The organism is Sedimentitalea sp. (assembly GCF_039973035.1).
Lineage (GTDB): Bacteria > Pseudomonadota > Alphaproteobacteria > Rhodobacterales > Rhodobacteraceae > Sedimentitalea.
Genome location: NZ_JBDWLR010000020.1, coordinates 181,874 through 205,741, shown reverse-complemented (window position 1 = coordinate 205,741; position 23,868 = coordinate 181,874). Strand labels below are relative to the sequence as shown.

Genomic DNA, 23,868 nt, shown 5'->3' with positions numbered 1-23,868 from the left:
TGTGCTTTGGCCGGTGATGCTTCGACACCTCTTGAAAGTGCAATCCAAGTGTTACTAATGCAATCTGCGAGGACGACCTCTCCAATCGGACAATATTCTGGGACGACCCGGAGCCATTATTGAGGTTGCTATGCGCTCCCCACTTGATCGTCTTCGCCACGCTTTGATTTTTGAAATTCTTGCACTTGCACTGATCGTCCCTCTCGGGGCAGTAGCATTTGGCATCCCAATGCATGACTTTGGTGCCGTCGGGCTCGTTAGCGCTACGCTCGCAACGCTATGGAATATTGTCTACAATTATGCGTTCGATGTCGTGCTGAAGCACCTTACCGATACCACAAAAAAGACGGGAGTTATTCGGGTTCTGCACGCTGTTCTTTTCGAGATTGGATTATTGGCCGTCTTGATGCCGTTCATCGCCTGGTACCTTGGAATTTCGCTCTGGCAGGCACTCGTGATGGATGTGACCTTGGCACTGTTCTACATCATCTACGCTCTTGGCTTTAACTGGGCCTATGACAGGGTCTTCCCGCTGCCGGAATGGAGTCGACCGTTGGCATCCGAATGAGCGCTTTACCCCCAGCGGACCAATACTGATAGAGGGCATCCAAAAAATCGCCCCGAAACTCGAGGCGATTTGGGTCTCCCAAAACAGGTTTTAGCCGATTGCGGCGGCTTTCACGTCTTCGTCGATGTAGGGCAGGTATTGCTCGAAATTATTCGAGAACATCTCGACCAGTTTGGCCGCCTGTTGGTCATACCCTGCAGGGTCGTTCCATGTGCGGCGGGGGTCCAGCAAAACCTCGGGTACGCCAGGCACATCAACGGGAACGTCAAAGCCAAAGTTCGGATCCTTGCGGAATTCCACCGTGCTTAGCGAGCCGTCCAACGCCGCGGTCAGCAATGCGCGGGTTGCCTTGATCGGCATCCGGCTTCCGACCCCATAGGCGCCGCCGGTCCAGCCGGTGTTGACCAGCCAGCAGGTCGCGCCATGTTGGGCGATCTTGTCGCGCAGCAGGTTGCCATAGACTTCGGGGCGGCGGGGCATGAACGGCGCGCCAAAGCAGGTTGAGAACGTCGGCTGTGCCTCAGTGATCCCGCGCTCGGTTCCGGCCATCTTGGAGGTGAACCCGGAAAGGAAGTGATACATCGCCTGAGCAGGGGTCAGCCGCGCAATCGGCGGCAGAACACCAAAGGCGTCACAGGTCAGCATGATGATGTTCTTGGGGTGACCGGCAATCGCCGTGGGCGATGCGTTCGAGATGTAATCCAGAGGATAGGCGCAGCGCATGTTGGCCGTCAGGCTGTCATCCTTGAAATCCAGTTCCCGCGTCTCTTGGTCATAGACCATGTTTTCGATGACGGTTCCGAACTTGGATGTCGTCGCATAGATCTCGGGTTCTGCTTCGGGGCTCAGGTTGATGGTCTTGGCATAGCAGCCACCTTCAAAGTTGAAGATGCCGCGATCGGACCAGCCATGTTCGTCGTCGCCCAGCAAAACCCGGTCAGGATCGGCAGAGAGCGTGGTCTTGCCGGTGCCGGAGAGGCCGAAAAAGATCGCCGAATCCACGGGATTTCCAACAGCATGGTTGGCCGAGCAGTGCATGGGCATGACGCCCTTTTCCGGCAGCAAGTAGTTCAACAGGGAGAACACAGACTTCTTGTTTTCGCCAGCATATTCGGTGCTGCCGACCAGGATCAGCTTGCGGTCGAAATTCATCGCGATCACGGTTTCGCTGCGACAGCCATGACGCTCGGGATCAGCCTTGAAGCTGGGGCAGTTGATGACAGTGTAATTTGCAACAAAGCTGTCAAGGTCTTCGCGGTCAGGGCGGCGGAACATGTGGCGGTTGAACAGGCCATGCCAGGCCAGTTCGGTTACCAAGCGGACGTTCTCGCGATAGATCGGATCGGCACCGGCATAGAGATCTTGAACAAAGTACTCGCGGCCCTTCATGTGCTCGACCATATCGTCATAAAGACGGTCGAACGCTTCGGGCTCCATCGGTGCGTTGTTGTCCCACCAGATCGTATCCTTGGTGGTGTCGGACATGACGACATGTTTGTCTTTTGGTGAGCGACCGGTGAATTTTCCGGTTTCGACCATGAATGATCCGCCCTGTCCCAATGCGCCTTCGCCGAGACGCAATGCGTTTTCGATGAGCGCAGGTTCCAGAAGATTGTAGTGTACGTTCTCAACCCCCGCGATGCCTTGATCTTCCAGGCGAAATTTTGGGTTTACCCGTCCAGATGTCATTAGGTCGTATCTCCTGTTTCGGCGCCGGCATCGGACATGTCCGCTCAACCGGCGGCATCGTCAGGGCACCATGTGCGCTGCCTTTAACACGCGGTCCGACGCGGTGAACAGGCCGGTTTCCGGAGTTAGCGCCACCAACGCGACGTTTAGCGCAACCATACCATGGATCGCCGGGCCACTGATCAGAAAAGTGCGACAATTCAGTCATTACCACCATCTTTCTGCACGGTTTGGTTGTTCTGAGTGTGCCGATTCTCGGTTTGGGATTGATTCGGTTTCCCAAAGTCACGAAGAGTTGGCACAATCGTTTTTGAGTGGGTCAATAAGAGGGGCAATTCTTATGTCAAAGATCGCATTGGTGGATGACGACAGGAATATCTTGACGTCGGTTTCGATGACGCTCGAAGCAGAAGGGTTTGACGTGGAAACCTACAATGATGGTCTGGCCGCGCTTGAGGCGTTTAACAAGAAGATGCCCGATCTTGCGGTTCTGGACATTAAAATGCCCCGCATGGACGGGATGGAGCTGTTGCAGCGCATTCGGCAGAAAACCCAGATGCCAGTGATTTTTCTGACCTCCAAGGACGACGAGATCGACGAGGTTCTTGGGCTGCGTATGGGCGCGGATGACTATGTGAAAAAGCCGTTTTCGCAGCGGCTTCTGGTCGAGCGGATCCGGTCGCTGTTGCGGCGCCAGGAAGCCGTGGATCGCGATGCCGATGGCAGCGGCCCCGAGGCCAAGGTGATCGAACGCGGCGACCTCAGCATGGACCCGCTGCGCCATTCGGTCAGCTGGAAGGGTAAGGATGTGTCGCTGACGGTGACAGAATTCCTGCTGCTTCAGGCGTTGGCCCAGCGACCCGGCTTTGTCAAAAGCCGTGATCAACTCATGGATGTGGCATATGATGACCAAGTCTATGTTGATGATCGCACCATCGACAGCCACATCAAACGTCTGCGCAAGAAAATGCGCACGGCGGACAGCGAGTTTTCAGCGATCGAAACGCTCTACGGGATCGGCTATCGTTACAACGAAGAATAAGCTCCTTTCATGAGCCGTGTTGAAAGGACGCTCGTGCGCAATACAGACTCCTCCAACAAGAGACGCCGCAGCGGTGATGTGGTGCTGGGCGATGACTGGGTGTCGCCTGACGGCGTAGACGAAGACGGGCTGCGCGCCCGTCGCGCCGGGCGTGGGTTCCTGTCTTTGAGAACCTCTCCGCTGACCCGTAAGATCGTGATGTTCAATCTGATCGCGTTGAACATTCTTGTCGCTGGCATCCTGTATCTCAACGGGACCCGCGACAATCTGGTGCTGCAACGTGCCAGCGCACTGGTCGGTGATGCGGAATTGGTTGCCAACGTGTTCGAGGCCCAGTTGCCGGAAACCGGGCCGGTGTCGCTGGCGGCCGAGCGCGAGCGGGTAGCCACGATTTTGAGTGGCCTCAACCTGCGCAACGGGATCGAAGTTTACGTGTTTGACGATGAGCAGATGCTTGTAGGGCAGACCGAAGGCACCAACCAGAGCGCGGCACTCACGGCGCTTGCTCCCAAGGAAACCGGGCGGACCTATATCAGTGACGGTCTTACTGCGCTGTGGGCACTGGTCTCCGGGCCGTTTGCGTCCGAAAAGCAAGAGGTCGGCGGGACGGTCGAGGCACAGCTTCGCGGCATGATCCCGGGGGCCGAGGATGGTCAAACCAGAGTTGATTCCGGGCAGGACCCTTTGGGCGCGACCGTGATTTCCGCGGTCACCCCCATTATGCGGGGCGACAGTGCGGTTGGCACCGTCGGGATGGCCAGCCCATCCGGTGAAATCGATGCACTGGTTCGGGGGGAGCGAGAACGTGTGCTGCAAATGTTCGTCGTTGCGACCCTTGTCTCTGTGGGGCTGAGCCTCGTTCTGGCCTCTACGATCGCCAACCCGCTTGCCGATCTGGCCGAGGCCGCAGAACTGGGGCGCGACCGCAACGCCCGCAACAGCCAGCTGGGGCGGATCCGCATTCCCGATCTGACTGGTCGACCCGACGAAATCGGGCGTCTGTCACGTGCGTTACGGGGCATGGTTGGCGCGCTTTACAATCGGATCGAGGGCAACGAACAATTTGCTGCTGACGTGGCGCATGAGATCAAGAATCCGCTGGCCAGCCTGCAATCCGCTGTCGGCACTCTTCGCATGGTCAAGCGTGACGATCAGCGGGAAAAGCTGATGGGTGTCATCGAACATGATGTCCGCCGTCTTGACCGGTTGGTCAGCGACATCTCCAACGCCTCGCGCCTTGACGCGGAACTGGTCAAGGAAGACGAAGAAACCTTTGACCTCGTCAAGATGATCGAGAACCTGAACCAGTTTCTCGGCGAGGACGCAAAAGGCAAGAATATCGACTATATCGCCGATCTGCCGAATGAACCGGTCGTCATTCAGGGACTTGAGGCGCGGCTGGCGCAGGTCTTCGTCAACCTTATCACCAACGCGATTTCTTTTTGCGAAGATGGCGATGCGATCCGGGTCTGGGCCCGCATGCGCGAGAACCGTGTGCTGGTTGTGGTCGAAGATACCGGCCCTGGGATTCCGGACGATTCCCTTTCCAAGGTATTCAAGCGCTTCTATTCCCAACGACCCGAAGAGCATTTTGGCAATAACTCGGGTCTAGGGCTGGCGATCTCAAAGCAGATCGTCGAAGCGCATGGCGGCGTGATCTGGGCCGAAAATATCCGCCCGACCGAGGCGGATATCACCTCTGCTCCTCTTGGCGCACGGTTTGTCGTGGGCCTCCCGGTCTGATGCGGTGAGCACCGGCCAAAATTTGCCCGGCAACGACTCTGTTATCGTTCATGCGAGCTGTGTCGCGGTTGCGGGCCAAGGCTGTCTGATTATTGGTGCGTCGGGCAGCGGAAAATCGTCTTTGGCCTTGTCCCTGATGGGGTATGGGGCCAGTTTGGTATCAGATGATCGCGTCACGCTTGTGCGGTCTGGGCCGGGTGTCCGGGCCTCTGCTCCGCAGACGATCAAGGGGCTGATCGAGGCGCGGGGTATCGGAATATTGAACTGCGAACCGGCGGACCCGGTCGTGATCGGGGTTGTGGTGGATATGGACAAGGCAGAGACCGCACGATTGCCAGAAGCTCGGGCGACGGAACTGCTCGGAGTACCCGTAACACTGTTGCGCAGGGTCGATGGACCGCAATTCGCGCCCGCCTTAATGCGATTTCTAAAATCCGGACGAAAGAACCCATGACCGACCAAACCACAGGCATTTCGACACCCGTCGTTCTGGTGACCGGCCCTTCCGGGGCAGGCCGATCAACCTCGATCAACGTGCTTGAAGACCTCGGGTTTGAATCCATCGATAATCTGCCCCTGCACCTTCTTCCCCGGCTGCTAGACGGTCCCGGCCCGGATCGGCCGCTGGCGCTTGGCGTGGATACCCGCAACCGCGATTTTTCCACCGCGGCCCTCCTTGAACTGATTGACCTTTTGGGTGGGCAGGCAGAGGGACGGCTGACCGTTCTCTATCTGGATTGCGATCGGGATGTGTTGTTGCGACGGTTCTCAGAAACCCGACGCCGCCACCCGCTTGCACCTGCGGAAAGCCCTGAGATCGGGGTTGAACGCGATCTCGATCTGATGGCTCCGATCCGTGAAATGGCAGATATCCTGATCGACACGTCCGAGCTGAATGTGCATCAGCTTCGTGCAGAAATCGAGCGCTGGTTCGCGGTGGCAGGCAGCAATCGACTGGCGGTTTCTGTACAGTCTTTCTCTTACAAGCGCGGCTTGCCGCGAGGGATCGACATGGTGTTTGATTGTCGGTTTTTGTCGAACCCGTACTGGAACAAGGACCTGCGCGCACTTGATGGCCGAGACCCGGAGGTCGGGGCGCATATCCGCAAAGACGCCCGCTTTGCACCGTTCTTTGACCGGGTGCTTGACCTGACCCGATTGTTGCTGCCAGCCTACGAGGAAGAGGGCAAGTCGCACCTGTCGATCGCGTTTGGATGTACCGGGGGGCAACACCGATCGGTTTTCCTTACGGAAACCTTGGCCAAGGCTCTTGCGGATGACGGACAGCAGGTGTCAATTAGGCACCGCGAGCTTTAAGGCCGCAACAGCGACGAGGGGCCGATTTGATCGGAATTGTGATCGTGGGGCATGGTGGGCTTGCAAGAGAGTTTCTTGCGGCGATCGAGCACATCGTCGGCAAGCCAGCCGGAGTTTGTGCCATCGGGATCGATGCCGTTCACGATAGGGACTCGGTCGAGCAGGAAATATGCGACGCGGCCAATGCGGTTGATACAGGTGACGGCGTTGTCGTGGTCGTTGACCTGCATGGCGGTTCCCCCTGCAATCTGGCGCTCAAGGCCGTGCGACCGGCAAACCGCCGGATCATTTTCGGCATCAATCTGCCACTTCTTGTCCAGTTGGCGAAACATCGCGACGAGCCAGTTGCGGATGCCGTGCGCATCGCTATCGACGCCGGCAAGAAATACATTTTCGCCAAGAACATAAGCATCGAGTGAAAGCCAGTTACCATAATGACCGAACGCAAACTCAAGATCGTCAACGAAAAAGGGCTGCATGCCCGCGCATCGGCAAAGCTGGTAGAAGTGGTCGAAGGCTTTGACGCGCGTGCAGAAGTCTCTTGCGACGGTATGTCGGCGTCTGGCGACAGCATTATGGGTCTTTTGATGTTGGCAGCGTCCAAGGGAACGACTATTGACGTTCAGACCAGCGGACCCGATGCTGAGGCACTCGCGGATGCGTTGGAAACACTGGTTGCAGACAAGTTTGGCGAGGGGTTCTGACGCCGCCCGACGGAAATGAAACGGGAAAAGCGATTTGGCGGACTCCACACATGAAACGCGCAATACCGCGCTCCCCGAGGCAGACCCGCCCAAGGGCGAGGTATATGATCGCCGTACGCTGACTTATGCCAATTCCTTTGACGATCCCTGGACCTCTTTTGCGATCCGCGCGATCGAGTGGTTCACTGGCAAGATCACGATTCTGCGTATGGTCAGCGCGTTTGAGAAATCCAATGACAAGTATCGCGGTCAGAAATTCTGGCGTGGCGCACTGAATGTCATGGGGATCGATTTGACGACCCCGAAAGACCAGCTTGCGAATATCCCCAAGGAAGGCCCGGTTGTTGTGGTCGCGAACCATCCGCACGGGATGGTCGATGGTATGATCTTTGCCGATCTGATCGGTCGCGTACGGCAGGACTATCGCATTCTTACGCGCACCGTGCTGACGGGGCTGGACGAGGCTGCGACTTCGTTCATGATCCCGGTGCCATTCCCGCACGATCCGGGTGCGCAGAAAAAGATGGTCGAAATGCGCGCCGCCGCGATGGATCACCTCAAGAATGGTGGGGTCGTGGCGCTGTTTCCTTCTGGTGTGGTGATGTCGGCAGACAGTTGGTGGGGTGACCCGGTCGAACGCGAATGGAACGTGTTCACCGCCAAGATGATCCGCCGTTCGGGCGCCAAGGTCGTGCCGCTGTTCTTTCCAGGCCGCAATTCGCGCGCCTACCAGATCGCCTGTCAGGTCTCTCCGATCCTGCGGCAGGGTCTGTTGCTGCATGAAATCGTCCGCTCCTGCAACAAACCGCAGGCACCGGTTGTGGGCGAGCCGATCAGCGACAAGGATATGGAACTGCTTGAAACCGATCCGCGCGGGTTCATGGCATGGCTGCGGCAACATACGCTGGATCTCGGCAAATCCTGATCCTCGTCGGGTAAGGATTGCGCGCACCCATCGAGCCGAAAATTCCGCGCATCTCATTGACGATATGCGATTTTGCGCCCAATCATCCGTTCGATGATTGGGGAGAACAGCATGACCTTACCGGAAACGATGTTTGGCATCGCCCTGACGGGCCACGGCGGACCTGAAAAAATGGAGTGGCGGGACGACCTGCCAACCCCTGTCCCGGCGAATGGTGACGTCGTCATCCAAGTTGCTGCCGCGGGGGTCAACAATACCGATATCAACACCCGTATCGGCTGGTATTCCAAGGGTGACGCCGAGGCCGATGACGCCAGCTGGTCAGGTACGGCACTGCGTTTTCCGTTTATCCAAGGGGCCGATGTCTGTGGGCACATTGTTGCGGTTGGCAACGGTGTTGACGCGTCCCGTATTGGCGAGCGTGTTCTGATCGAGCCCTGCCTGCGCGAGGCCGATGGGGAGCCGCTCAAAACGCCGTGGTACTTTGGGTCGGAATGCGATGGCGGCTTTGCGCAGTTTACCCGCGTGGCGTCGCGCTATGCGCATACCATCCAAAGTGATCTGACCGATGTGGAGTTGGCGTCCGTTCCCTGTTCCTACTCAACAGCGGAAAATATGCTCACCCGTGCGCGGCTCGCAAAGGGCGAAACAGTTCTGGTGACAGGTGCTTCGGGTGGTGTTGGATCAGCCACGGTACAGTTGGCACTTGCGCGTGGTGCGCGTGTCATTGCTGTCACCAGCGCGTCAAAGGCGCAAATCCTGACCGATCTCGGCGCGCAAAGAACGCTGGACCGCAGTAATGATTTTGTTGCCGAACTTGGCGAAAACAGCGTGGATGTCGTTGTCGATCTGGTGGCTGGCGCCAAGTGGCCCTCGCTGTTGAACGTCCTGCGACCCGGTGGCCGGTATGCCGTGTCCGGCGCAATCGGCGGGCCGATTGTGGAGCTGGATGTGCGTACACTTTACCTTAAGGATCTCAGCTTTTTCGGCTGTACCGTGCTTGAGCCGGAGGTTTTTGCAAATCTCATTCAAAGGATCGAGCGACAGGAAATCAAACCTCTCGTTGCCACAACCTTCCCCCTCAGTGAAATCGCGGCGGCGCAAGAGGAATTCACCCAAAAAGGGCATGTCGGAAAAATCGTTCTGACCGTGCCGTAGAAGACGCTAGCGGGTCGGAACCGGTTCATCGCCGCGATAGTCGTAGAAGCCGCGATGTGTCTTGCGGCCCAGCCACCCGGCCTCGACGTATTTGGTCAAAAGCGGGCAGGGGCGGTACTTGGTGTCCGCCAGCCCGTCATGCAGCACGTTCATGATCGCAAGGCAGGTGTCCAACCCGATGAAATCCGCCAATTCCAGCGGCCCCATGGGATGGTTCGCACCCAGCTTCATTGATTCGTCGATGGATTTCACGTTCCCGACGCCTTCGTACAGGGTATAAACAGCCTCGTTGATCATCGGCATCAGGATGCGGTTGACGATAAAGCCCGGAAAATCCTCGGCGCTGGCGGCGGTTTTGCCCAACCGGTCGACGACTTCGCGGCAGGCCTTATAGGTTGGTTCATCCGTGGCTATGCCCCGGATAAGTTCCACCAGTTGCATGATCGGGACCGGGTTCATGAAATGGAACCCCATGAACCGCTCGGGCCGATCTGTGCGGCTGGCCAGCCGGGTGATCGAAATCGAGGATGTGTTTGAGGTCAGGATAGTTTCCGGCTTCAGATGCGGTTGCAAATCCTCAAAGATCGCCTGTTTGACGCTCTCGCGTTCGGTCGCGGCCTCGATCACCAGATCGGTGTTGCCAATGTCCGGCAGGGCCAACGTGGTTCCGATGCGCTTCATCGCGGTCTGCATCTCTGCTTCGGAAATCTTGCCGCGCCCGACCTGCCGGCCCATGTTGCCGTCGATCCCGGAAATGGCAGCATCGAGAGCATCTTGGCTGACATCGTTCAGCAACACGTCATATCCGGCCAATGCCATCACATGAGCAATTCCGTTGCCCATCTGTCCTGCCCCGATCACGCCGATTGACTTGATTGTCATATGTCTGCCTTCCGCCTAGTATCGCCCGACCATATCGGTCACGGACGGTCAGGGACAAGGGGCTGTGATCATATCAGTTTGCGTTAAATTCGAAGGTTAGCCGAATCGCAACTTCTTCACACGAGTACTGGAATCGGGTGAACTGAAATTTGGTGGGAACTATGAGCTTTGAGGTATCAGGCGCGCGTGCGCTTGCCGACATCCCCTGTCGTTATGGAACGTCAAGATTGCTGGTCCGGGGGCCGCGCAAATCGCTGCGAGATCCCTATATCGCTTTTTTGGGCAGCAGCGACACATATGGCAGCTTTGTCATGAATCCCTTTGTTGCATTGACTGAATCCGAACTCGGCATGACCTGCGTCAATCTCGGCTGTGCAAATGCCGGGGTTGATGCACTGCTGAACGATCCGGACGTGATCGAGATCGCGGCGTCTGCCAGGCTTGCGGTGGTACAGGTCAGCGGAGCGCAGAACATGTCAAACGCGCTCTACCGTGTCCATCCGCGTCGCAATGACAGGTTCCTATCGGCCTCTCCGACACTGCGCGCGATCTATCCCGAGGTGGATTTCATGGAATTCCATTTCAACAAGCACATGCTGACCACTTTGCACGGTCTTTCGGCCGATCGCTTTCGGGCTATTCGACAAGAACTCCAAAAGACATGGCTTGCTCGGATGCGGTTGTTATTGGATCGCATTGGACCCCAAACAAGGCTCTTGTGGCTGCGTCATGACCTGCCGGGTGCCGGGATACCGCCGCTGGGCTTGGGGAGTGATCCGCTGATGGTCACTGGTTCGATGCTTGATGAGCTGACCGAGATATCCGGGGGCGTGATCGAAGTATCCGTTTCGCCCGCAGGTCAGTCCGGTGATCTGGATGGAATGTTCTTCGGACCTCTGCAGGCGCCGATCGCAGAGTTGTCCCTTGGCCCGCGAACGCACGAAGCGATTGCCTGTCAGGTGGTGTCGGAACTTCGGACCGTGCTGTAACAAATTGCCCGCCAAAATTGGCGGGCCATGATTGTCGTTTTGAATGCGAGCGCGATCAGGCGATCTTGACGATCTGCTTTCCTACGTTTTTGCCTTGCAACAGGCCCATGAACGCTTCCGGAGCATTCTCGAGCCCCTCGGCGATATCTTCGAGAAAGGCGATCTCTCCGGTGGCGACCTTGGGCCCGACTTCCCCGAGGAATGTCGGATACCGGTCCCAGTGGTTGGAGATGATAAAGCCGTTGACGGACAGGAACTTGACCAGGATCGTCCGCCAGATTGCAGGCCCGGTGAGGCCCTGCTCAGAGGCACCAGCCCCGAGACCGCCAGCGTTGTACCAGGCGATCATGCCGCAAATCGGAATACGCCCGTGGTTGTTCATCAAGGGCAGCACCGCTTCCAGCACTTTGCCGCCGACATTCTCGAAATAGATGTCGATGCCGTCCGGGCATTCCTCTGCGAGCGCGTTGCGCATATCCGACGCAGTATCATAGGCGCGGTGATCGAGGCAGGCGTCAAACCCGAACGTGTCGGTGGCCAGCTTGCATTTGTCAGCCCCGCCAGCAATGCCCACCGTGCGCAAGCCCATCGATTTTGCGACCTGACCGACCATCGAGCCGACCGGGCCGGTCGCAGCGGCCACGACAAGGGTTTCGCCTGCCTTGGGGCGACCGTACTCGGTAAGTCCGTGCCAGCCGGTAAAGCCGGGCATACCCAGCACACCGAGGGCTGCCGTGATCGGGCCCTGCGACGGATCAAGTTTGCGCAGCATCTTGGCCGATTGCACCGCATGCGTCGCCCAACCCAGCATGCCAAATGCAAAGTCGCCGGGTTTGAACGCGGGACTGTTTGAGGCGATAACTTCACCCACGCCCCCGGCCTCCATGGTGCCGCCGATAGAGACCGGCGCGGCATAGGACTTTGCGTCATCCATGCGACCACGCATGTAGGGATCAAGCGAGATGTAGTGAACCTTGATCAGGACCTCATCATCGCCAGCAACCGGCATGGGCGCGGCTTCGTAGCTGAAATTCTCGGCCGTCGGTGCGCCCGTCGGGCGGCTGGCAAGCGCGATATGGTGCATCTGATCGGTCATGAAAGACTTCCTTCTATCAGTCTGGGCGCACGGTGCCGATGCGCACCTGATTTGACAAGAGGGCGGTCGCAGCGTCACACCCGGCAGAGATCGCTTGGCAAGCCCTCTCGCGGGGCGTATACGCGCGGCCTGACCCGGACAGGAGCGGCGTGATATGGTAGGCAGTGCAAATCTCAATGTGATGATCAAGGCCGCGCGCAAGGCGGGCCGGTCACTGGTCAAGGATTTCCGCGAAGTCGAGAACCTGCAGGTGTCGATGAAAGGCGCCGGAGACTTTGTCTCCAAGGCCGATCTCGCATCCGAAGCGATCATCAAGGAAGAGCTGCTGGGCGCGCGCCCAACCTATGGCTGGCTGGCCGAGGAAGGTGGCGCAATTGACGGCAAGGACCCGACGCGCCGCTGGATCGTGGATCCGCTCGATGGTACGACGAACTTTTTGCACGGGTTGCCGCATTGGGCAGTATCGATCGCGTTGGAGCACAAGGGTGACATTGTGGCCGGTGTAATCTTTGACGCCGCCAAGGACGAGATGTTCATCGCGGAAAAAGGTGCCGGTGCCTGGATGAACGACACGCGGTTGCGGGTGTCGGGGCGTCACCGGATGATAGAAAGCATATTTTCAACCGGGCTGCCCTTTGGCGGACGCGGCGACCTGCCGGAAACCCTGCAGGATCTGGCGCGGGTGTTGCCGGGCTGTGCCGGGGTTCGGCGTTGGGGGGCTGCGGCGCTTGATATGGCCTATGTTGCGGCAGGGCGATACGATGGTTTTTGGGAACGCAGGCTGAACGCCTGGGACGTCGCGGCCGGTGTTGTCATCGTCCGTGAAGCTGGCGGGCTGGTGCAGCCACTAGATCCGCGCCGCGACATCCTCGCAGACGGCGCGGTTATCTGCGCCAACGAGGCGATTTTTGACAGTTTTGCAAAGGTCGTCCGCGGATAACGCAGCCGACAGACCTGTTCTGATAATGACGAAGGTGTGGATTGGGTCGTGGCCAAACCTGCGGCGTCATTTCCTGCGAATCTTTGGAATGCTGCTTTCGCTGAGGCGATAGTGGGATTCCGGGTGGGGTGGCTTGCCATGGGTTCGTTGCCAAAAGCGCGGCCCCCCGAGGCGTAGCCAGAGTGGCATAGCCAGAACCAAGCCTATGACAAACCCCCCGGCATGTGCCCAATAAGCTACGCCTCCGGCCTCCGGATCGGCCCCGAGCCCGCCAAAGAACTGGAACGCAAACCAGACGGCGAGAACGATCCACGCGGGGATCGCGAAGATGCGGAAAAAGATAATAATGATCAGCAGTACGTCGACACGCGCGCGCGGAAAGAGCAGCAAATAGCCTCCCATCACCCCGGCAATCGCACCTGATGCACCGACTGTGAGGACGGCGGAATAGGGTGCTGCCAGCACATGCGCCAACCCGGCACCAAGGCCGCAGGCGAGGTAGAAGGCGAGGAATTTGACATGCCCCATCTCGTCTTCGAGGTTGTCGCCAAAAATCCAGAGGAACAGCATGTTGCCGATCAGGTGCATCCAGCCCGCGTGTAGGAACATCGAACTGAAGAGTGTATGATAGTTCATCCCGTTGCTGATGCGCGCTGGGACCATCGCCCATTCTCCGAACAGGCCATAAAGCGCATACTTATCGTTCAGAATGCCTGCATAGCTGAAAAAGATCAGGATGTTGGCCGCCATAAGCCCGTAAACAACATAGGGCGTGCGCCCTGATGGATTGTGATCGCGGATCGGAAACATGCCGGGACGCTGGTCTTAAAGCGAGCCGGGGTCAAGTGGCCAAGCCGTGAGGGGGCGAAAGTATAGCGGTAGGTATCAAATGCGCTAGACAAATTTGGCGTTGATCAATCCACCCACTGACCGTTCCCGCGCATTGCGCAATAGGATCAGGCGGAAAGGTAACGGGAGAATTCCCAATGTCGTTTCACTCTCTGGCGGTGCCGCTGAGATTTACGAGAATGCAATGATGCCTCTCTGGACCGGACATTGCGTATTGCACTGGGCCACTGCCAACAGCCAGCGCTCTTTCAGAGCCTTCCAGACTACGAAAGAGAAGGCCTCGTCGACGTCGCCGACGTCCTTTGCGAATACATCGTCGGAGACCCGATCAACTAACATGATGCGGTTATCGTAGTGAGAGCGACAAAAATAGATTGAGTTTCTTTGGCCTGTGGAGCGGCATTCCGGATCAAAGCAAAGGTTCAAACCTGCCGATCACCTGATGCGACCGGCAGGTTTGTTTGCTCAGGCGTTTCCGCCGAGAAGTGCTGCGTTGCCGCCCGCCGCGGTGGTGTCGACGCAGACGTGCCGTTCGCCCATCACCCGCGCGATGTCGGGTTTGCCGGGGATCAGCGGAATGATCGCACCATCGCGACGCGCCAGTGCTTGCTCAATGGCGCGTGCAGTATCTGCATCACCCCACCAGAGCACACCACCAAGACCGATCATACTGGTCAACGTGTCGGGATCGATGCGACCGTCGCAGCGGACCGCAATGCCGCCAAGGTCTAGCACGGCCTGCATTTGCGCATCTGCGGCCTCGGCACCAGGACCCATGCACAACAACGGCTCGCGCGGCAGCATGCTGAGCCGGTTGGACTCGCCTGTGGGGCCGGGCAGGATTCGGGCGGGTGGCTGTGTTTGGCCGCCGGTGGGGGCGGGCAGTTCGCCAGCGGCCTTGTCCCAATCTGAGGCGGTCTCTTGCCGGTCCGGCGCGCAGAAACGCGGCATATAGTTCGGGCCACCTGCCTTGGGGCCGGTGCCTGACAGGCCTTCGCCGCCAAAGGGTTGACTGCCGACAATTGCGCCGATCTGGTTGCGGTTGACATAAATGTTGCCCGCATGGATCGCCTCGGTCACGTGCTGCACCCGATCGTCGATGCGGGTGTGCAGGCCAAAGGTGAGGCCATAGCCAGTGGCGTTGATGTCGGCAATCACCTTGTCCAGATCACCCGAGCGGAACCGGACGACATGCAGAACCGGGCCAAAAATCTCGCGTTCCAGATCGCTGATGCCGTCGATCGAGATCATGGTCGGTGCTACGAATGTGCCGCCTGCAGGCGCGCGCAGTTCCTTGATCACGCGGCCTTCATTCCGGGCAGCGTCGATATGGGCGCTGATCCCCTGAAAGGCGAGATCGTCGATGACAGGCCCCGAGTCGGTGGAGAGCAACCAGGGATCGCCCAGCGACAACGCATCCATCGCCCCCTTGAGCATCGTCAGCAGATCATCCGCAACGTCTTCCTGCACATAGAGGCAGCGCAGGGCAGAGCAGCGCTGGCCAGCCGACTGAAAGGCGCTTTCGACAATCGACTGAACCGCCTGTTCGGGCAAGGCCGTGCTGTCGACGATCATGGCGTTCAGGCCGCCGGTTTCCGCAATGAGCGGCGCGCCGGGAGCAAGGTTATCGGCCATCGCGGAGCGGATTTTCATTGCGGTGGCGGTCGAGCCGGTGAAGGCAACGCCGTCAACACGCGGATCCGAGGTGAGCGCCGCGCCGACCATGCCGCTGCCCGGCAGCAGTTGCAATGCCGACGCCGGAACGCCGGCATTGTGCAGCAGCGTAACCGCCAGATAACCGATCAGCGGCGTCTGTTCGGCCGGTTTCGCGAGCACGGCATTGCCTGTGGCCAGCGCCGCAGCGATTTGGCCGGTAAAGATGGCGAGTGGAAAGTTCCACGGGCTGATGCAGGTAAAGGTGCCTGCCGGTTCAGACGCGGGGATGTTCTCCGCGTAATAGCGCAGGAAATCAACCGCTTCGCGCAGTTCGGCAACGCCGTCGAGCAGGGATTTCCCGGCCTCGCGGGTAAGCAGCGCAAAGATCTCGCCGAAATTGGCCTCGTAAAGATCGGCAGCGGCGTTGAGGATCGCGGCGCGGTCTGAAGCCGGGACGGCCCAAGGCTGTGCTGCGGCCAGTGCGGTTTCGACATCTGCGGCGCTGGTCGGGGCGACGGTGCCGGTCTGGGTACCATTCGCCGGATTGATTACAGGCTGCGGAGCTTCGGGGGCCGCGGTGCCTGCCAACAACGGACCGGATGTCCAGTTGTGGTTTTTGAAATGGTCGCGGGCCTCGTCGATCATAGCCAGCGTCGGTGCGTGGGTCAGGTCAAAACCGCGCGAGTTCGGGCGTTCCGGCTGATAGAGATCGACCCCGGTTGGCAATGGTGGCGTTGCGGCATCGATCTGCGCGAACGGATCCGCCGCGACGGTCTCGGGCGGCACGTTTTCGTCCACGATTTGGTTCACGAACGAGCTGTTGGCCCCGTTTTCCAGCAGGCGACGGACAAGATAGGCCAAAAGATCGCGGTGCGCGCCAACCGGTGCATAGATGCGGCAGCGGGTGGTGTTCTGGGTTTTGACGATCTGGTGCAGGGTTTCGCCCATGCCATGCAGGCGCTGGAATTCATAAGCTTTGGCGTCGGTCGCCATGTGCAGAATCGAAGCAACGGTATGCGCGTTGTGAGTGGCGAACTGCGGGTAGATCCGGTCGGTCATGTTCAGCAGTTTACGGGCGTTCGCGATGTAAGAGACATCGGTGATCGGCTTGCGGGTAAAGACCGGGAACCCGGACATGCCGTCCACCTGTGCGAGCTTTACCTCGGTATCCCAATAGGCGCCTTTTACCAGACGCACCATGATGCGGCGGTCGTGGCGGTTTGCCATTTCATACAGGGCGTCGATGACGCTGCCGGCGCGTGGGCCATAGGCCTGCACAACCACGCCAAAACCGTCCCACCCGGCAAGCGCGGGTTCGCTGAGCACAAGGTCGATGACGTCAAGCGACAGGGCAAGCCGGTCGGCTTCTTCGGCGTCCACGTTGAGCCCCATGCCCGCAGATTTCGCAAGCAGGGCCAGAGAGCGCAGGCGCGGCACCAGATCGGACATCACGCGCGCCTCTTGCGCCACCTCATAGCGGGGGTGCAGTGCCGACAGCTTGACCGAAATGCCCGGATTTTCACGGATATCATCGGAGTTACAGGCGGTGGCAATGGCCGAGATCGCGCGCGAATAGCTGAGGTGATAGCGGGCGGCGTCGGCCTCGGTGCGGGCGGCTTCGCCCAGCATGTCATAGCTGTAGGTATAGCCCTTGGCTTCCATCTCGGCGGCGCGTTTCATCGCCGCGTTGATGTTCTCGCCCAATACGAACTGGCGGCCCATCTCTTTCATGGCGCGGGTGGTGGCGGTGCGGATCACCGGTTCGCCGAGGCGTTTGACAGCACTGCGCAGGGCGCGCACGGGGCTGGGCGCGTCGTCATCCAGCACCTTACCGGTCAGCATCAGCGCCCAAGTGGAGGCGTTGACCAGTGAGGAAGACGAGTGACCGAGGTGCTTGCCCCAGTCGCTTGGCGCAATCTTGTCCTCGATCAGCGCATCAATGGTATCGGCATCGGGCACCCGCAGCAGCGCCTCGGCCAGACACATCAGGGCGATGCCTTCGTCGGTGGACAGGCCGTATTCGGCGAGAAATACTTCCATCAACCCGGGCGCAGTACTGGCGCGGATGTTGCGGACGAGATCGGCACCAGAGGCGCAGATCGCGCTACGGTCAGCCTCGGTCAGCCCGGCGCTCTCGACGAGACGGGCGACGACAGCGGATTCATCCGCGAATTTTTCGGCATCAATACGGTGACGAAGTGTAGATGTTGCGTTCATGTCTGGCCTCCGGGTTATTCGGTCAATATAGTTAGGAATATGCAGGCGGTTGTCCTGATTTTGGGGAATTGTCGGGCCAAAGGTCCGAAAATTTGGTGATTGGCGATGCAAACTGACTGGCCAGAGCTTGATGGATATGATCGCAAGATTCTTGAAGTGCTCTCCGAGGATGGTCGCATCAGCATTGCAGACCTTGCCCGCCGAATCGGTCTGAGCAAATCACCGACACAGACGCGTTTGCGGCGGTTGGAACATGACGGGGTGATCACGGGGTACAGGGCCTTGATTGATCCGATCCGTTTGGGTCTGGATCATGTCGCCTTTGTCGAAGTTCGGTTGCACGACACACGCGAAGCAGCGCTGGCGGCGTTCAATGCAGCGGTGGCCAAAATCGGCGAGATCGAGCAGGTGCACCTGATTGCCGGGAAATTCGACTATCTGATGAAGATCAGAACCCGTTCGATGACGGAATACCGGATCGTTCTGGCCGAGAAGATCTCGACCCTGCCGCATGTGGCAGGCACCTCGACCTATGTGGCGATGCAAGCAGTCAAGGAAGACGCGGCACTGGGACCGCTCGGAAATGTGACTTGACCCGGGTGGGGCAGGTGGCAGCATGGCGGCATGCGTTTTGTCTTGCCAATTCTTGTCGGTCTCGCTGCCCATAGCGCGCACGCCGATGGCTGTCCGGCGGCACCGGACCACGCTGACACGCTTGCGGAACTGGTCTCGCAAATTCAGGCTGCGGAAACAGAGGTCGAAGCGCGGCTGATATCGAACCGGATGTGGGAATATTGGGCGGATGCGCCGGACGAACCGGCACAAGAGTTGTTGGATCGTGGGATGGAACGTCGAGCGGCCTATGATTTTCTTGCGGCCTACGAGGCGTTGGATCGACTGGTGGCCTATTGCCCGGACTATGCCGAAGGATACAACCAACGGGCGTTTGTCAGCTATCTGCGGCAGGATTTTCCAGCCGCTTTAGACGATCTTGACCGCGCTCTGGCGTTGTCGCCAGATCACATCGCCGCGCTGTCAGGCCGCGCTTTGACGCTGCTGGGATTGCAGCGTCTTGCAGAGGCGAGGCTGGACATGGCACGCGCGCTGTCACTCAATCCATGGCTGCCCGAACGGGGTCTGGCCGCACCCGGCGGCCCGCTGGCGCCTACGGGCAAAGATATCTGACTGCAATTTGCCATTTTGCTTGATAGGATCGTTGAGGTGCCCGACATGTTGCAGTAACAACTGCGCGAGTGCGGGCGTGATGGAATGGTAGACATACCAGACTTAAAATCTGTTGGGCCTTGTGCCCGTGTGGGTTCGACTCCCACCGCCCGCACCAGTTGACCGCTAACCAATTACCGTGGCGAAGGATTGGGCAGCGATGGCGGACTCTGCACCATGTGCCTTCACGAAGCTGTGGGAGCAGTTCGCCTCGCCTTCGCAATCTGGTACTTTGAATTTGGGTCCGGTGATTCCGGTTAAGGCCCATTTGATCAGCCTTGGGAAATGACCGGGCATTCGTCTGCCGCGGAGGACAGTTCAGCATGACACGAGCCTTGATGACGCGCCGTAGTGTCCTTGCGACTTCGGCAGCCTTGTTGGTGGCGGGCGGTTCCGGAGTTGCTGTGCCCGCAAGGGCGCAAAGCCTCGCGCCGACGCGATCCATGCGCGGTGGGGCCAACAATTACATACCGGGTGCTCCGATCGTCGAACGCATTGGAAACGGGGGATTCTGGATGACCGGAACGGTGCGCCGCGCGGGCGATGGCGCTCCGTTGGCGGGGCAGCGCATACAGGTCTGGGCGCATACGACCGAGGGTCATGAGCGTGACCCGCACAGTCACGGCGCCACGCTGACGGACGCCAAGGGGATTTTCCGCCTTGAGATGCCACAGATCGTTCCTGCGTTTGGTCAGCCGCATGGCCATCTTGCCTATGACGGGGATGACTTCGAGACGGTTTTCCTGCGCCCGATCTTGCCACGCACAAATGATACGACGCTGAGCGCCGATTTCGTCCTTCTGCCTGTTTGAGACGGATGGAGATCGTCAAAGTGGCTCTGATCTGGATCGCGCTTGCGATCTCCATAGCGGTTCCGCTTGGTGTCGCGACGCAGAGTCCGCTGCTGGCATGGCGTCAACCGGTCTATATCATAGCGGGTTTTGCGGGGGTGACGGCGCTTGCATTGTTGCTGCTACAGCCGCTTTTGATTGGGGGATACCTGCCCGGTCTGCCCGAGCGACGCGGCCGATCTGTGCATCGCATAGTTGGAGTGTGCCTCGTCGGTGCCGTGGTCGTTCACGTCGCAGGTCTCTGGATAACCAGCCCACCCGATGTCATCGACGCGTTGTTGTTCGTCTCACCCACGCCGTTCTCTGATTGGGGTGTCATCGCGATGTGGGCGGTCTTTGCCGCCGCGCTCCTCGCTATGCTGCGCAAGCGGCTGCGCCCAAACGTCTGGCGCATCGGCCATACGGTCTGTGTGGTGCTGGCGGTGGTGATGAGCGTGGCCCATGCGATGTTGGTAGAAGGCACAATGGGCATGGTTTCCAAAATCATGCTCTGCATTCTGGTCATTGGCGCGGCGGCGAAAGTGATAATTGAGCGGCGAGCTTGGCAATTCCTCATGCGTCGTCGCAGATGATGCCGGGATCGGTGGGGGCAGGACCGCGCTCCACCTCTGGAAATGACCAGGCCAACGGCGTTTACGGTCTTGTGATGCAACCGCATTTCGCGATTACAGTCAGATCTACAAATGCCTGTAAGCTGCGAATTTTATGGATTTCTCTCACAATCTGCGAATGATGGTCTTTGCGGCAAATTCAAACGCGGTTTACCCGAGGAGATCCGATGCGTCAGCCTGCCTTCCTTTGTCTGATGACCGGTCTGGTCGCGCTGTTTCTGATTTGTCTGCCCCGGCTTTCTGCAGCGCAGGAGTCATGCGCACCTCCGAATATCAGAACGGACGTGCGGCCCGACCCTGCGGGCGTCGCGACGGATGTATCCGTGGGTGCGCTCGTCGTCGATCTCAGGGGGATCGATGATGTTGATCAAACCATAACGCTTGATATTGCACTGCGCATGCGCTGGACCGATCCGCGGCTGGCCGATTGGGCAGGGTGCAGGCTAAAGCTGACGGACGTCTGGTACCCTATGTTATTGCTGCGCAATTCAGGGCGCATTTTCATGCGATGGCCGCAAACCGTCAGCATCGAAGAAGGCGGGCAGGTCACCTACTTGCAACGTGGCGCGGGGACGTTTTCAAGTTACCATTCGCTGGAAAGCTTTCCATTTGATACGCAGAACATCGCCTTGCGGTTCTTTCCGCTGGACTGGAGTAAACCCAAGGTGAACGTGGTTGCCGATCCAGATTATTCGGGGATCGCGTCGGTCGTGAACATATCCGACTGGCAGGTTCTGAGTGTAAGCAATGTCGTGGGCGAGCAGACGCTCCAGACGACGGGCAAGACACATGCCACGTTGGATCTTGTTCTCTCCCTCAAGCGCTACAGCAGCTTTTACGTTTTGAAAATCATGCTGCCGATTGCGCTGATCGTCAGCATGTCGTGGATGGTGTTCTGGATTGACGCCAAGGAATTCGGCACCCAGTTGGGGCTGTCTGCGACCGCCGTTCTGACCATGATCGCGTTTATATTTGCAACGACAAACATGTTGCCGCGCCTGGGGTATTTCACGCTTCTGGATCGATATATTGCGGTGGCCACGATATTTGTTTTCGCTGCACTGCTGCAATGTCTGGCCACCGGCTATTTCGCGACGCGTGGGCGCGCGCAGGTCGCAGACCGCATTGATGTGGTGTCGCGGGCGGTTTTTCCATCGGCGTTTGCAGGTCTGTGTACATATTTGTTCTGGCCGATGATTTGAGCGCTCTTGAACGTGGATGCAAAAAAGAGCTGTCGCCAAATTGGGCTGCTGCCCTTGCAGCCCCCCGATGGCGATACTAAGACTCTGCTAACGCATCGCCGGGTATGGTCCCGGTCCATCCAGAACAGCAGGCAGGCACAGATGTTTGATCCCACAGAAACCTATATGAATACCCTCGTACCGATGGTCGTGGAGCAGACGAGCCGCGGTGAGCGCGCCTATGATATCTTTTCGCGCCTGCTGAAGGAGCGGATCATTTTCATCAACGGCCCGATCCACGACGGGATGAGCCATCTGGTCGTGGCGCAGTTGCTGCATCTTGAAGCTGAAAACCCGTCCAAGGAAATCAGCCTGTACATCAACTCGCCGGGCGGTGTCGTGACGTCGGGCCTGTCGATCTATGACACAATGCAGTACATCAAACCCAAGGTCAGCACGCTATGCATCGGGCAGGCCGCGTCGATGGGGTCGGTCCTGTTGGCCGGTGGTGAGGCGGGCATGCGGTTCAGCCTTCCAAACAGCCGGATCATGGTGCACCAGCCCAGCGGTGGCTATCAGGGTCAGGCCAGCGATATCATGATTCATGCGGCCGAGACGCAAAAGCTCAAGGATCGGTTGTATGACATCTATGTCAAGCACACCGGCCAGACCAAGAAGGCCGTTGAAAAGGCGCTTGATCGCGATAACTTCATGTCTCCGGAAGAGGCAAAAGACTGGGGCCATATCGACGAGATCGTGGCCAGCCGCGACAAGGGCGAAGACAAGGGCGCCTGAGTTTCAGGCATCGGGGCAGCGCCGCACAAAGCGGTACGCCAAGGGCACGATTTGCGATTGTGATGCCCTTGGCCCTGCCCTAAGCTGCCGCGAGGTGGGTGAATCTGTCCTGTCAAAGACGGGATGGCGTGGAAATCGAAGCCAGAAAGGTTAATCATGGCAACGAACTCGAGCGGCGACAGCAAAAATACACTTTATTGCAGCTTTTGCGGCAAGAGCCAGCACGAGGTGCGCAAGCTGATTGCGGGCCCAACCGTCTTTATCTGTGATGAATGCGTTGAATTGTGCATGGACATCATCCGCGAGGAAACCAAGGCCTCGGGGCTGAAGGCGACCGACGGGGTGCCTACTCCCAAGGACATCTGCGAAGTTCTTGACGACTATGTGATCGGTCAGGCCATGGCCAAACGCGTTCTGTCGGTGGCTGTACACAATCACTACAAGCGTCTGAACCACGCGCAGAAGGCTGGCAGCGATATCGAGCTGGCCAAATCCAATATCCTGCTGATCGGCCCCACGGGCTGCGGCAAGACATTGCTGGCGCAGACTTTGGCGCGGATTCTGGATGTGCCATTCACGATGGCGGATGCAACGACGCTGACCGAGGCGGGCTATGTGGGCGAGGATGTCGAGAACATCATTCTCAAGCTCTTGCAGTCCAGCGAATACAACGTCGAACGCGCGCAACGCGGCATCGTCTATATCGACGAGGTCGACAAGATCACCCGCAAGTCCGAAAACCCGTCGATCACTCGCGATGTGTCGGGCGAGGGCGTACAGCAGGCCTTGCTCAAACTGATGGAAGGCACCGTCGCCAGTGTGCCGCCACAAGGCGGGCGCAAGCATCCGCAGCAGGAATTCCTGCAGGTGGACACGACCAATATCCTGTTCATCTGTGGTGGCGCCTTTGCGGGACTGGACAAGATCATTGCCCAGCGTGGCAAGGGCAGCGCGATGGGCTTTGGTGCGGATGTCCGCGATGATGACGAACGCGGCGTGGGCGAGATTTTCACCGATCTCGAACCCGAAGACCTGCTGAAGTTCGGTTTGATCCCGGAATTCGTCGGCCGTTTGCCGGTTCTCGCCACACTCGAGGATCTGGATCAGGACGCGCTGGTGACCATTCTGACAAAGCCCAAGAATGCGCTGGTCAAGCAATACCAGCGTCTCTTCGAGCTTGAGGATACCGAACTGCAGTTTACCGACGACGCTCTGGCCGCGATCGCGAAACGTGCAATCGAACGCAAGACTGGTGCGCGGGGTCTGCGCTCGATCCTCGAAGATATCCTGCTGGATACCATGTTTGAATTGCCGGGACTGGACAGCGTGACCAAGGTCGTCGTCAACGAAGAATCCGCGCGATCCGAGGCGGCGCCGCTGATGATCCATGCGGATGCGGAAAAGGAACCCGCAGCAACCGCAGGCTAAGCC

The 23,868-nt window shown here is 58.7% G+C and carries 23 protein-coding genes and 1 tRNA gene; 19 read left to right on the top strand and 5 right to left on the bottom strand.

The window, feature by feature from the left end; genetic code table 11:
• Positions 1 to 130 precede the first annotated feature (130 nt).
• A complete protein-coding gene (locus ABJO75_RS03775; RefSeq protein ID WP_348131281.1) occupies positions 131 to 568 on the top strand; it encodes a PACE efflux transporter in 438 nt (145 codons plus the stop codon).
• A 90-nt stretch (positions 569 to 658) separates the two neighbouring features.
• Here ABJO75_RS03775 and ABJO75_RS03770 read toward each other — a convergent pair whose 3' ends face one another.
• Entirely contained in the window at positions 659 to 2,257 is a 1,599-nt protein-coding gene (locus ABJO75_RS03770) for a phosphoenolpyruvate carboxykinase (protein WP_348131280.1), read from the bottom strand.
• Positions 2,258 to 2,597: 340 nt separating this feature from the next.
• On the opposite strand from ABJO75_RS03770, the gene ABJO75_RS03765 reads away from it, so the two are divergent.
• From ABJO75_RS03765 to ABJO75_RS03730, 8 genes are all read left to right on the top strand, one after another.
• On the top strand, positions 2,598 to 3,299 hold the full coding sequence (locus ABJO75_RS03765; RefSeq protein WP_348131277.1) for a response regulator transcription factor: 702 nt from the start codon (positions 2,598 to 2,600) through the stop codon (positions 3,297 to 3,299).
• 9 nt (positions 3,300 to 3,308) lie between these two features.
• A complete protein-coding gene (locus ABJO75_RS03760) occupies positions 3,309 to 5,042 on the top strand; it encodes a sensor histidine kinase (RefSeq protein ID WP_348131274.1) in 1,734 nt (577 codons plus the stop codon).
• Between the two features lie 4 nt (positions 5,043 to 5,046).
• Positions 5,047 to 5,496 (top strand): HPr kinase/phosphatase C-terminal domain-containing protein, encoded by a 450-nt coding sequence (locus tag ABJO75_RS03755; protein WP_348131271.1) that lies wholly within the window; start codon positions 5,047 to 5,049, stop codon positions 5,494 to 5,496.
• Complete coding sequence (gene rapZ / locus ABJO75_RS03750) at positions 5,493 to 6,359, top strand: RNase adapter RapZ (protein WP_348131268.1); 867 nt, start codon at positions 5,493 to 5,495, stop codon at positions 6,357 to 6,359. The genes ABJO75_RS03755 and rapZ overlap by 4 nt, the downstream gene beginning before the upstream one ends.
• A gap of 26 nt (positions 6,360 to 6,385) precedes the next feature.
• On the top strand, positions 6,386 to 6,778 hold the full coding sequence (locus ABJO75_RS03745; RefSeq protein ID WP_348131265.1) for a PTS fructose transporter subunit IIA: 393 nt from the start codon (positions 6,386 to 6,388) through the stop codon (positions 6,776 to 6,778).
• A gap of 15 nt (positions 6,779 to 6,793) precedes the next feature.
• Positions 6,794 to 7,063 carry an HPr family phosphocarrier protein gene (locus ABJO75_RS03740; RefSeq protein WP_348131262.1) on the top strand — a complete coding sequence of 90 codons (270 nt, stop codon included), beginning with the start codon at positions 6,794 to 6,796 and terminating at the stop codon, positions 7,061 to 7,063.
• 34 nt (positions 7,064 to 7,097) lie between these two features.
• A complete protein-coding gene (locus ABJO75_RS03735; protein ID WP_348131259.1) occupies positions 7,098 to 7,988 on the top strand; it encodes a lysophospholipid acyltransferase family protein in 891 nt (296 codons plus the stop codon).
• Positions 7,989 to 8,099: 111 nt separating this feature from the next.
• Complete coding sequence (locus tag ABJO75_RS03730) at positions 8,100 to 9,146, top strand: alcohol dehydrogenase family protein (RefSeq protein WP_348131256.1); 1,047 nt, start codon at positions 8,100 to 8,102, stop codon at positions 9,144 to 9,146.
• A 6-nt stretch (positions 9,147 to 9,152) separates the two neighbouring features.
• Here the strand turns inward: ABJO75_RS03730 and ABJO75_RS03725 are convergent, their stop codons facing one another.
• On the bottom strand, positions 9,153 to 10,028 hold the full coding sequence (locus ABJO75_RS03725; protein WP_348131254.1) for a 3-hydroxybutyryl-CoA dehydrogenase: 876 nt from the start codon (positions 10,026 to 10,028) through the stop codon (positions 9,153 to 9,155).
• 161 nt (positions 10,029 to 10,189) lie between these two features.
• On the opposite strand from ABJO75_RS03725, the gene ABJO75_RS03720 reads away from it, so the two are divergent.
• The gene (locus ABJO75_RS03720) at positions 10,190 to 11,017 is read left to right on the top strand and encodes a DUF6473 family protein (RefSeq protein WP_348131251.1); all 828 of its coding nucleotides are present in this window, start codon (positions 10,190 to 10,192) and stop codon (positions 11,015 to 11,017) included.
• 55 nt (positions 11,018 to 11,072) lie between these two features.
• On the opposite strand, the gene ABJO75_RS03715 is transcribed toward ABJO75_RS03720, so the two are convergent.
• Positions 11,073 to 12,113, bottom strand: coding sequence for an NADP-dependent oxidoreductase (locus tag ABJO75_RS03715; RefSeq protein WP_348131248.1), 1,041 nt, complete (start codon positions 12,111 to 12,113; stop codon positions 11,073 to 11,075).
• A gap of 154 nt (positions 12,114 to 12,267) precedes the next feature.
• Between ABJO75_RS03715 and ABJO75_RS03710 the strand changes: the two genes are divergently transcribed.
• Positions 12,268 to 13,053, top strand: a complete 786-nt coding sequence (locus tag ABJO75_RS03710; RefSeq protein WP_348131246.1) for an inositol monophosphatase family protein — start codon at positions 12,268 to 12,270, stop codon at positions 13,051 to 13,053.
• Positions 13,054 to 13,119: 66 nt separating this feature from the next.
• Here the strand turns inward: ABJO75_RS03710 and ABJO75_RS03705 are convergent, their stop codons facing one another.
• Positions 13,120 to 13,863: a rhomboid family intramembrane serine protease gene (locus ABJO75_RS03705; RefSeq protein ID WP_348131243.1), complete on the bottom strand. Its 744-nt coding sequence runs from the start codon at positions 13,861 to 13,863 to the stop codon at positions 13,120 to 13,122.
• A 504-nt stretch (positions 13,864 to 14,367) separates the two neighbouring features.
• The gene (gene putA, locus ABJO75_RS03700) at positions 14,368 to 17,775 is read right to left on the bottom strand and encodes a bifunctional proline dehydrogenase/L-glutamate gamma-semialdehyde dehydrogenase PutA (protein ID WP_348131240.1); all 3,408 of its coding nucleotides are present in this window, start codon (positions 17,773 to 17,775) and stop codon (positions 14,368 to 14,370) included.
• A gap of 105 nt (positions 17,776 to 17,880) precedes the next feature.
• On the opposite strand from putA, the gene ABJO75_RS03695 reads away from it, so the two are divergent.
• The 8 genes from ABJO75_RS03695 (at position 17,881) to clpX (ending at position 23,865) form a co-directional block, all read left to right on the top strand.
• Complete coding sequence (locus ABJO75_RS03695; RefSeq protein WP_348131238.1) at positions 17,881 to 18,369, top strand: Lrp/AsnC family transcriptional regulator; 489 nt, start codon at positions 17,881 to 17,883, stop codon at positions 18,367 to 18,369.
• A gap of 30 nt (positions 18,370 to 18,399) precedes the next feature.
• Positions 18,400 to 18,960 carry a hypothetical protein gene (locus ABJO75_RS03690; protein ID WP_348131235.1) on the top strand — a complete coding sequence of 187 codons (561 nt, stop codon included), beginning with the start codon at positions 18,400 to 18,402 and terminating at the stop codon, positions 18,958 to 18,960.
• 70 nt (positions 18,961 to 19,030) lie between these two features.
• Positions 19,031 to 19,117: transfer RNA gene (locus tag ABJO75_RS03685), tRNA-Leu, on the top strand.
• Between the two features lie 205 nt (positions 19,118 to 19,322).
• Positions 19,323 to 19,811, top strand: coding sequence for a twin-arginine translocation pathway signal (locus ABJO75_RS03680; protein ID WP_348131233.1), 489 nt, complete (start codon positions 19,323 to 19,325; stop codon positions 19,809 to 19,811).
• 20 nt (positions 19,812 to 19,831) lie between these two features.
• Positions 19,832 to 20,422: a ferric reductase-like transmembrane domain-containing protein gene (locus ABJO75_RS03675; protein ID WP_348131230.1), complete on the top strand. Its 591-nt coding sequence runs from the start codon at positions 19,832 to 19,834 to the stop codon at positions 20,420 to 20,422.
• Between the two features lie 206 nt (positions 20,423 to 20,628).
• The gene (locus ABJO75_RS03670; protein ID WP_348131227.1) at positions 20,629 to 21,663 is read left to right on the top strand and encodes a hypothetical protein; all 1,035 of its coding nucleotides are present in this window, start codon (positions 20,629 to 20,631) and stop codon (positions 21,661 to 21,663) included.
• A gap of 141 nt (positions 21,664 to 21,804) precedes the next feature.
• Entirely contained in the window at positions 21,805 to 22,437 is a 633-nt protein-coding gene (locus tag ABJO75_RS03665; protein ID WP_348131224.1) for an ATP-dependent Clp protease proteolytic subunit, read from the top strand.
• A gap of 156 nt (positions 22,438 to 22,593) precedes the next feature.
• Positions 22,594 to 23,865, top strand: a complete 1,272-nt coding sequence (clpX, locus tag ABJO75_RS03660; protein ID WP_348131221.1) for an ATP-dependent Clp protease ATP-binding subunit ClpX — start codon at positions 22,594 to 22,596, stop codon at positions 23,863 to 23,865.
• Positions 23,866 to 23,868 lie beyond the last annotated feature (3 nt).

Coding starts and splice junctions, on each gene's coding strand:
- ABJO75_RS03775 (WP_348131281.1), top strand. CDS start 131: ATGCGCTCCCCACTTGATCGTCTTCGCCACGCTTTGATTTTTGAAATT.
- ABJO75_RS03770 (WP_348131280.1), bottom strand. CDS start 2,257: ATGACATCTGGACGGGTAAACCCAAAATTTCGCCTGGAAGATCAAGGC.
- ABJO75_RS03765 (WP_348131277.1), top strand. CDS start 2,598: ATGTCAAAGATCGCATTGGTGGATGACGACAGGAATATCTTGACGTCG.
- ABJO75_RS03760 (WP_348131274.1), top strand. CDS start 3,309: ATGAGCCGTGTTGAAAGGACGCTCGTGCGCAATACAGACTCCTCCAAC.
- rapZ (WP_348131268.1), top strand. CDS start 5,493: ATGACCGACCAAACCACAGGCATTTCGACACCCGTCGTTCTGGTGACC.
- ABJO75_RS03740 (WP_348131262.1), top strand. CDS start 6,794: ATGACCGAACGCAAACTCAAGATCGTCAACGAAAAAGGGCTGCATGCC.
- ABJO75_RS03730 (WP_348131256.1), top strand. CDS start 8,100: ATGACCTTACCGGAAACGATGTTTGGCATCGCCCTGACGGGCCACGGC.
- ABJO75_RS03725 (WP_348131254.1), bottom strand. CDS start 10,028: ATGACAATCAAGTCAATCGGCGTGATCGGGGCAGGACAGATGGGCAAC.
- ABJO75_RS03720 (WP_348131251.1), top strand. CDS start 10,190: ATGAGCTTTGAGGTATCAGGCGCGCGTGCGCTTGCCGACATCCCCTGT.
- ABJO75_RS03715 (WP_348131248.1), bottom strand. CDS start 12,113: ATGACCGATCAGATGCACCATATCGCGCTTGCCAGCCGCCCGACGGGC.
- ABJO75_RS03710 (WP_348131246.1), top strand. CDS start 12,268: ATGGTAGGCAGTGCAAATCTCAATGTGATGATCAAGGCCGCGCGCAAG.
- ABJO75_RS03705 (WP_348131243.1), bottom strand. CDS start 13,863: ATGTTTCCGATCCGCGATCACAATCCATCAGGGCGCACGCCCTATGTT.
- putA (WP_348131240.1), bottom strand. CDS start 17,775: ATGAACGCAACATCTACACTTCGTCACCGTATTGATGCCGAAAAATTC.
- ABJO75_RS03695 (WP_348131238.1), top strand. CDS start 17,881: ATGCAAACTGACTGGCCAGAGCTTGATGGATATGATCGCAAGATTCTT.
- ABJO75_RS03690 (WP_348131235.1), top strand. CDS start 18,400: ATGCGTTTTGTCTTGCCAATTCTTGTCGGTCTCGCTGCCCATAGCGCG.
- ABJO75_RS03680 (WP_348131233.1), top strand. CDS start 19,323: ATGACACGAGCCTTGATGACGCGCCGTAGTGTCCTTGCGACTTCGGCA.
- ABJO75_RS03670 (WP_348131227.1), top strand. CDS start 20,629: ATGCGTCAGCCTGCCTTCCTTTGTCTGATGACCGGTCTGGTCGCGCTG.
- ABJO75_RS03665 (WP_348131224.1), top strand. CDS start 21,805: ATGTTTGATCCCACAGAAACCTATATGAATACCCTCGTACCGATGGTC.
- clpX (WP_348131221.1), top strand. CDS start 22,594: ATGGCAACGAACTCGAGCGGCGACAGCAAAAATACACTTTATTGCAGC.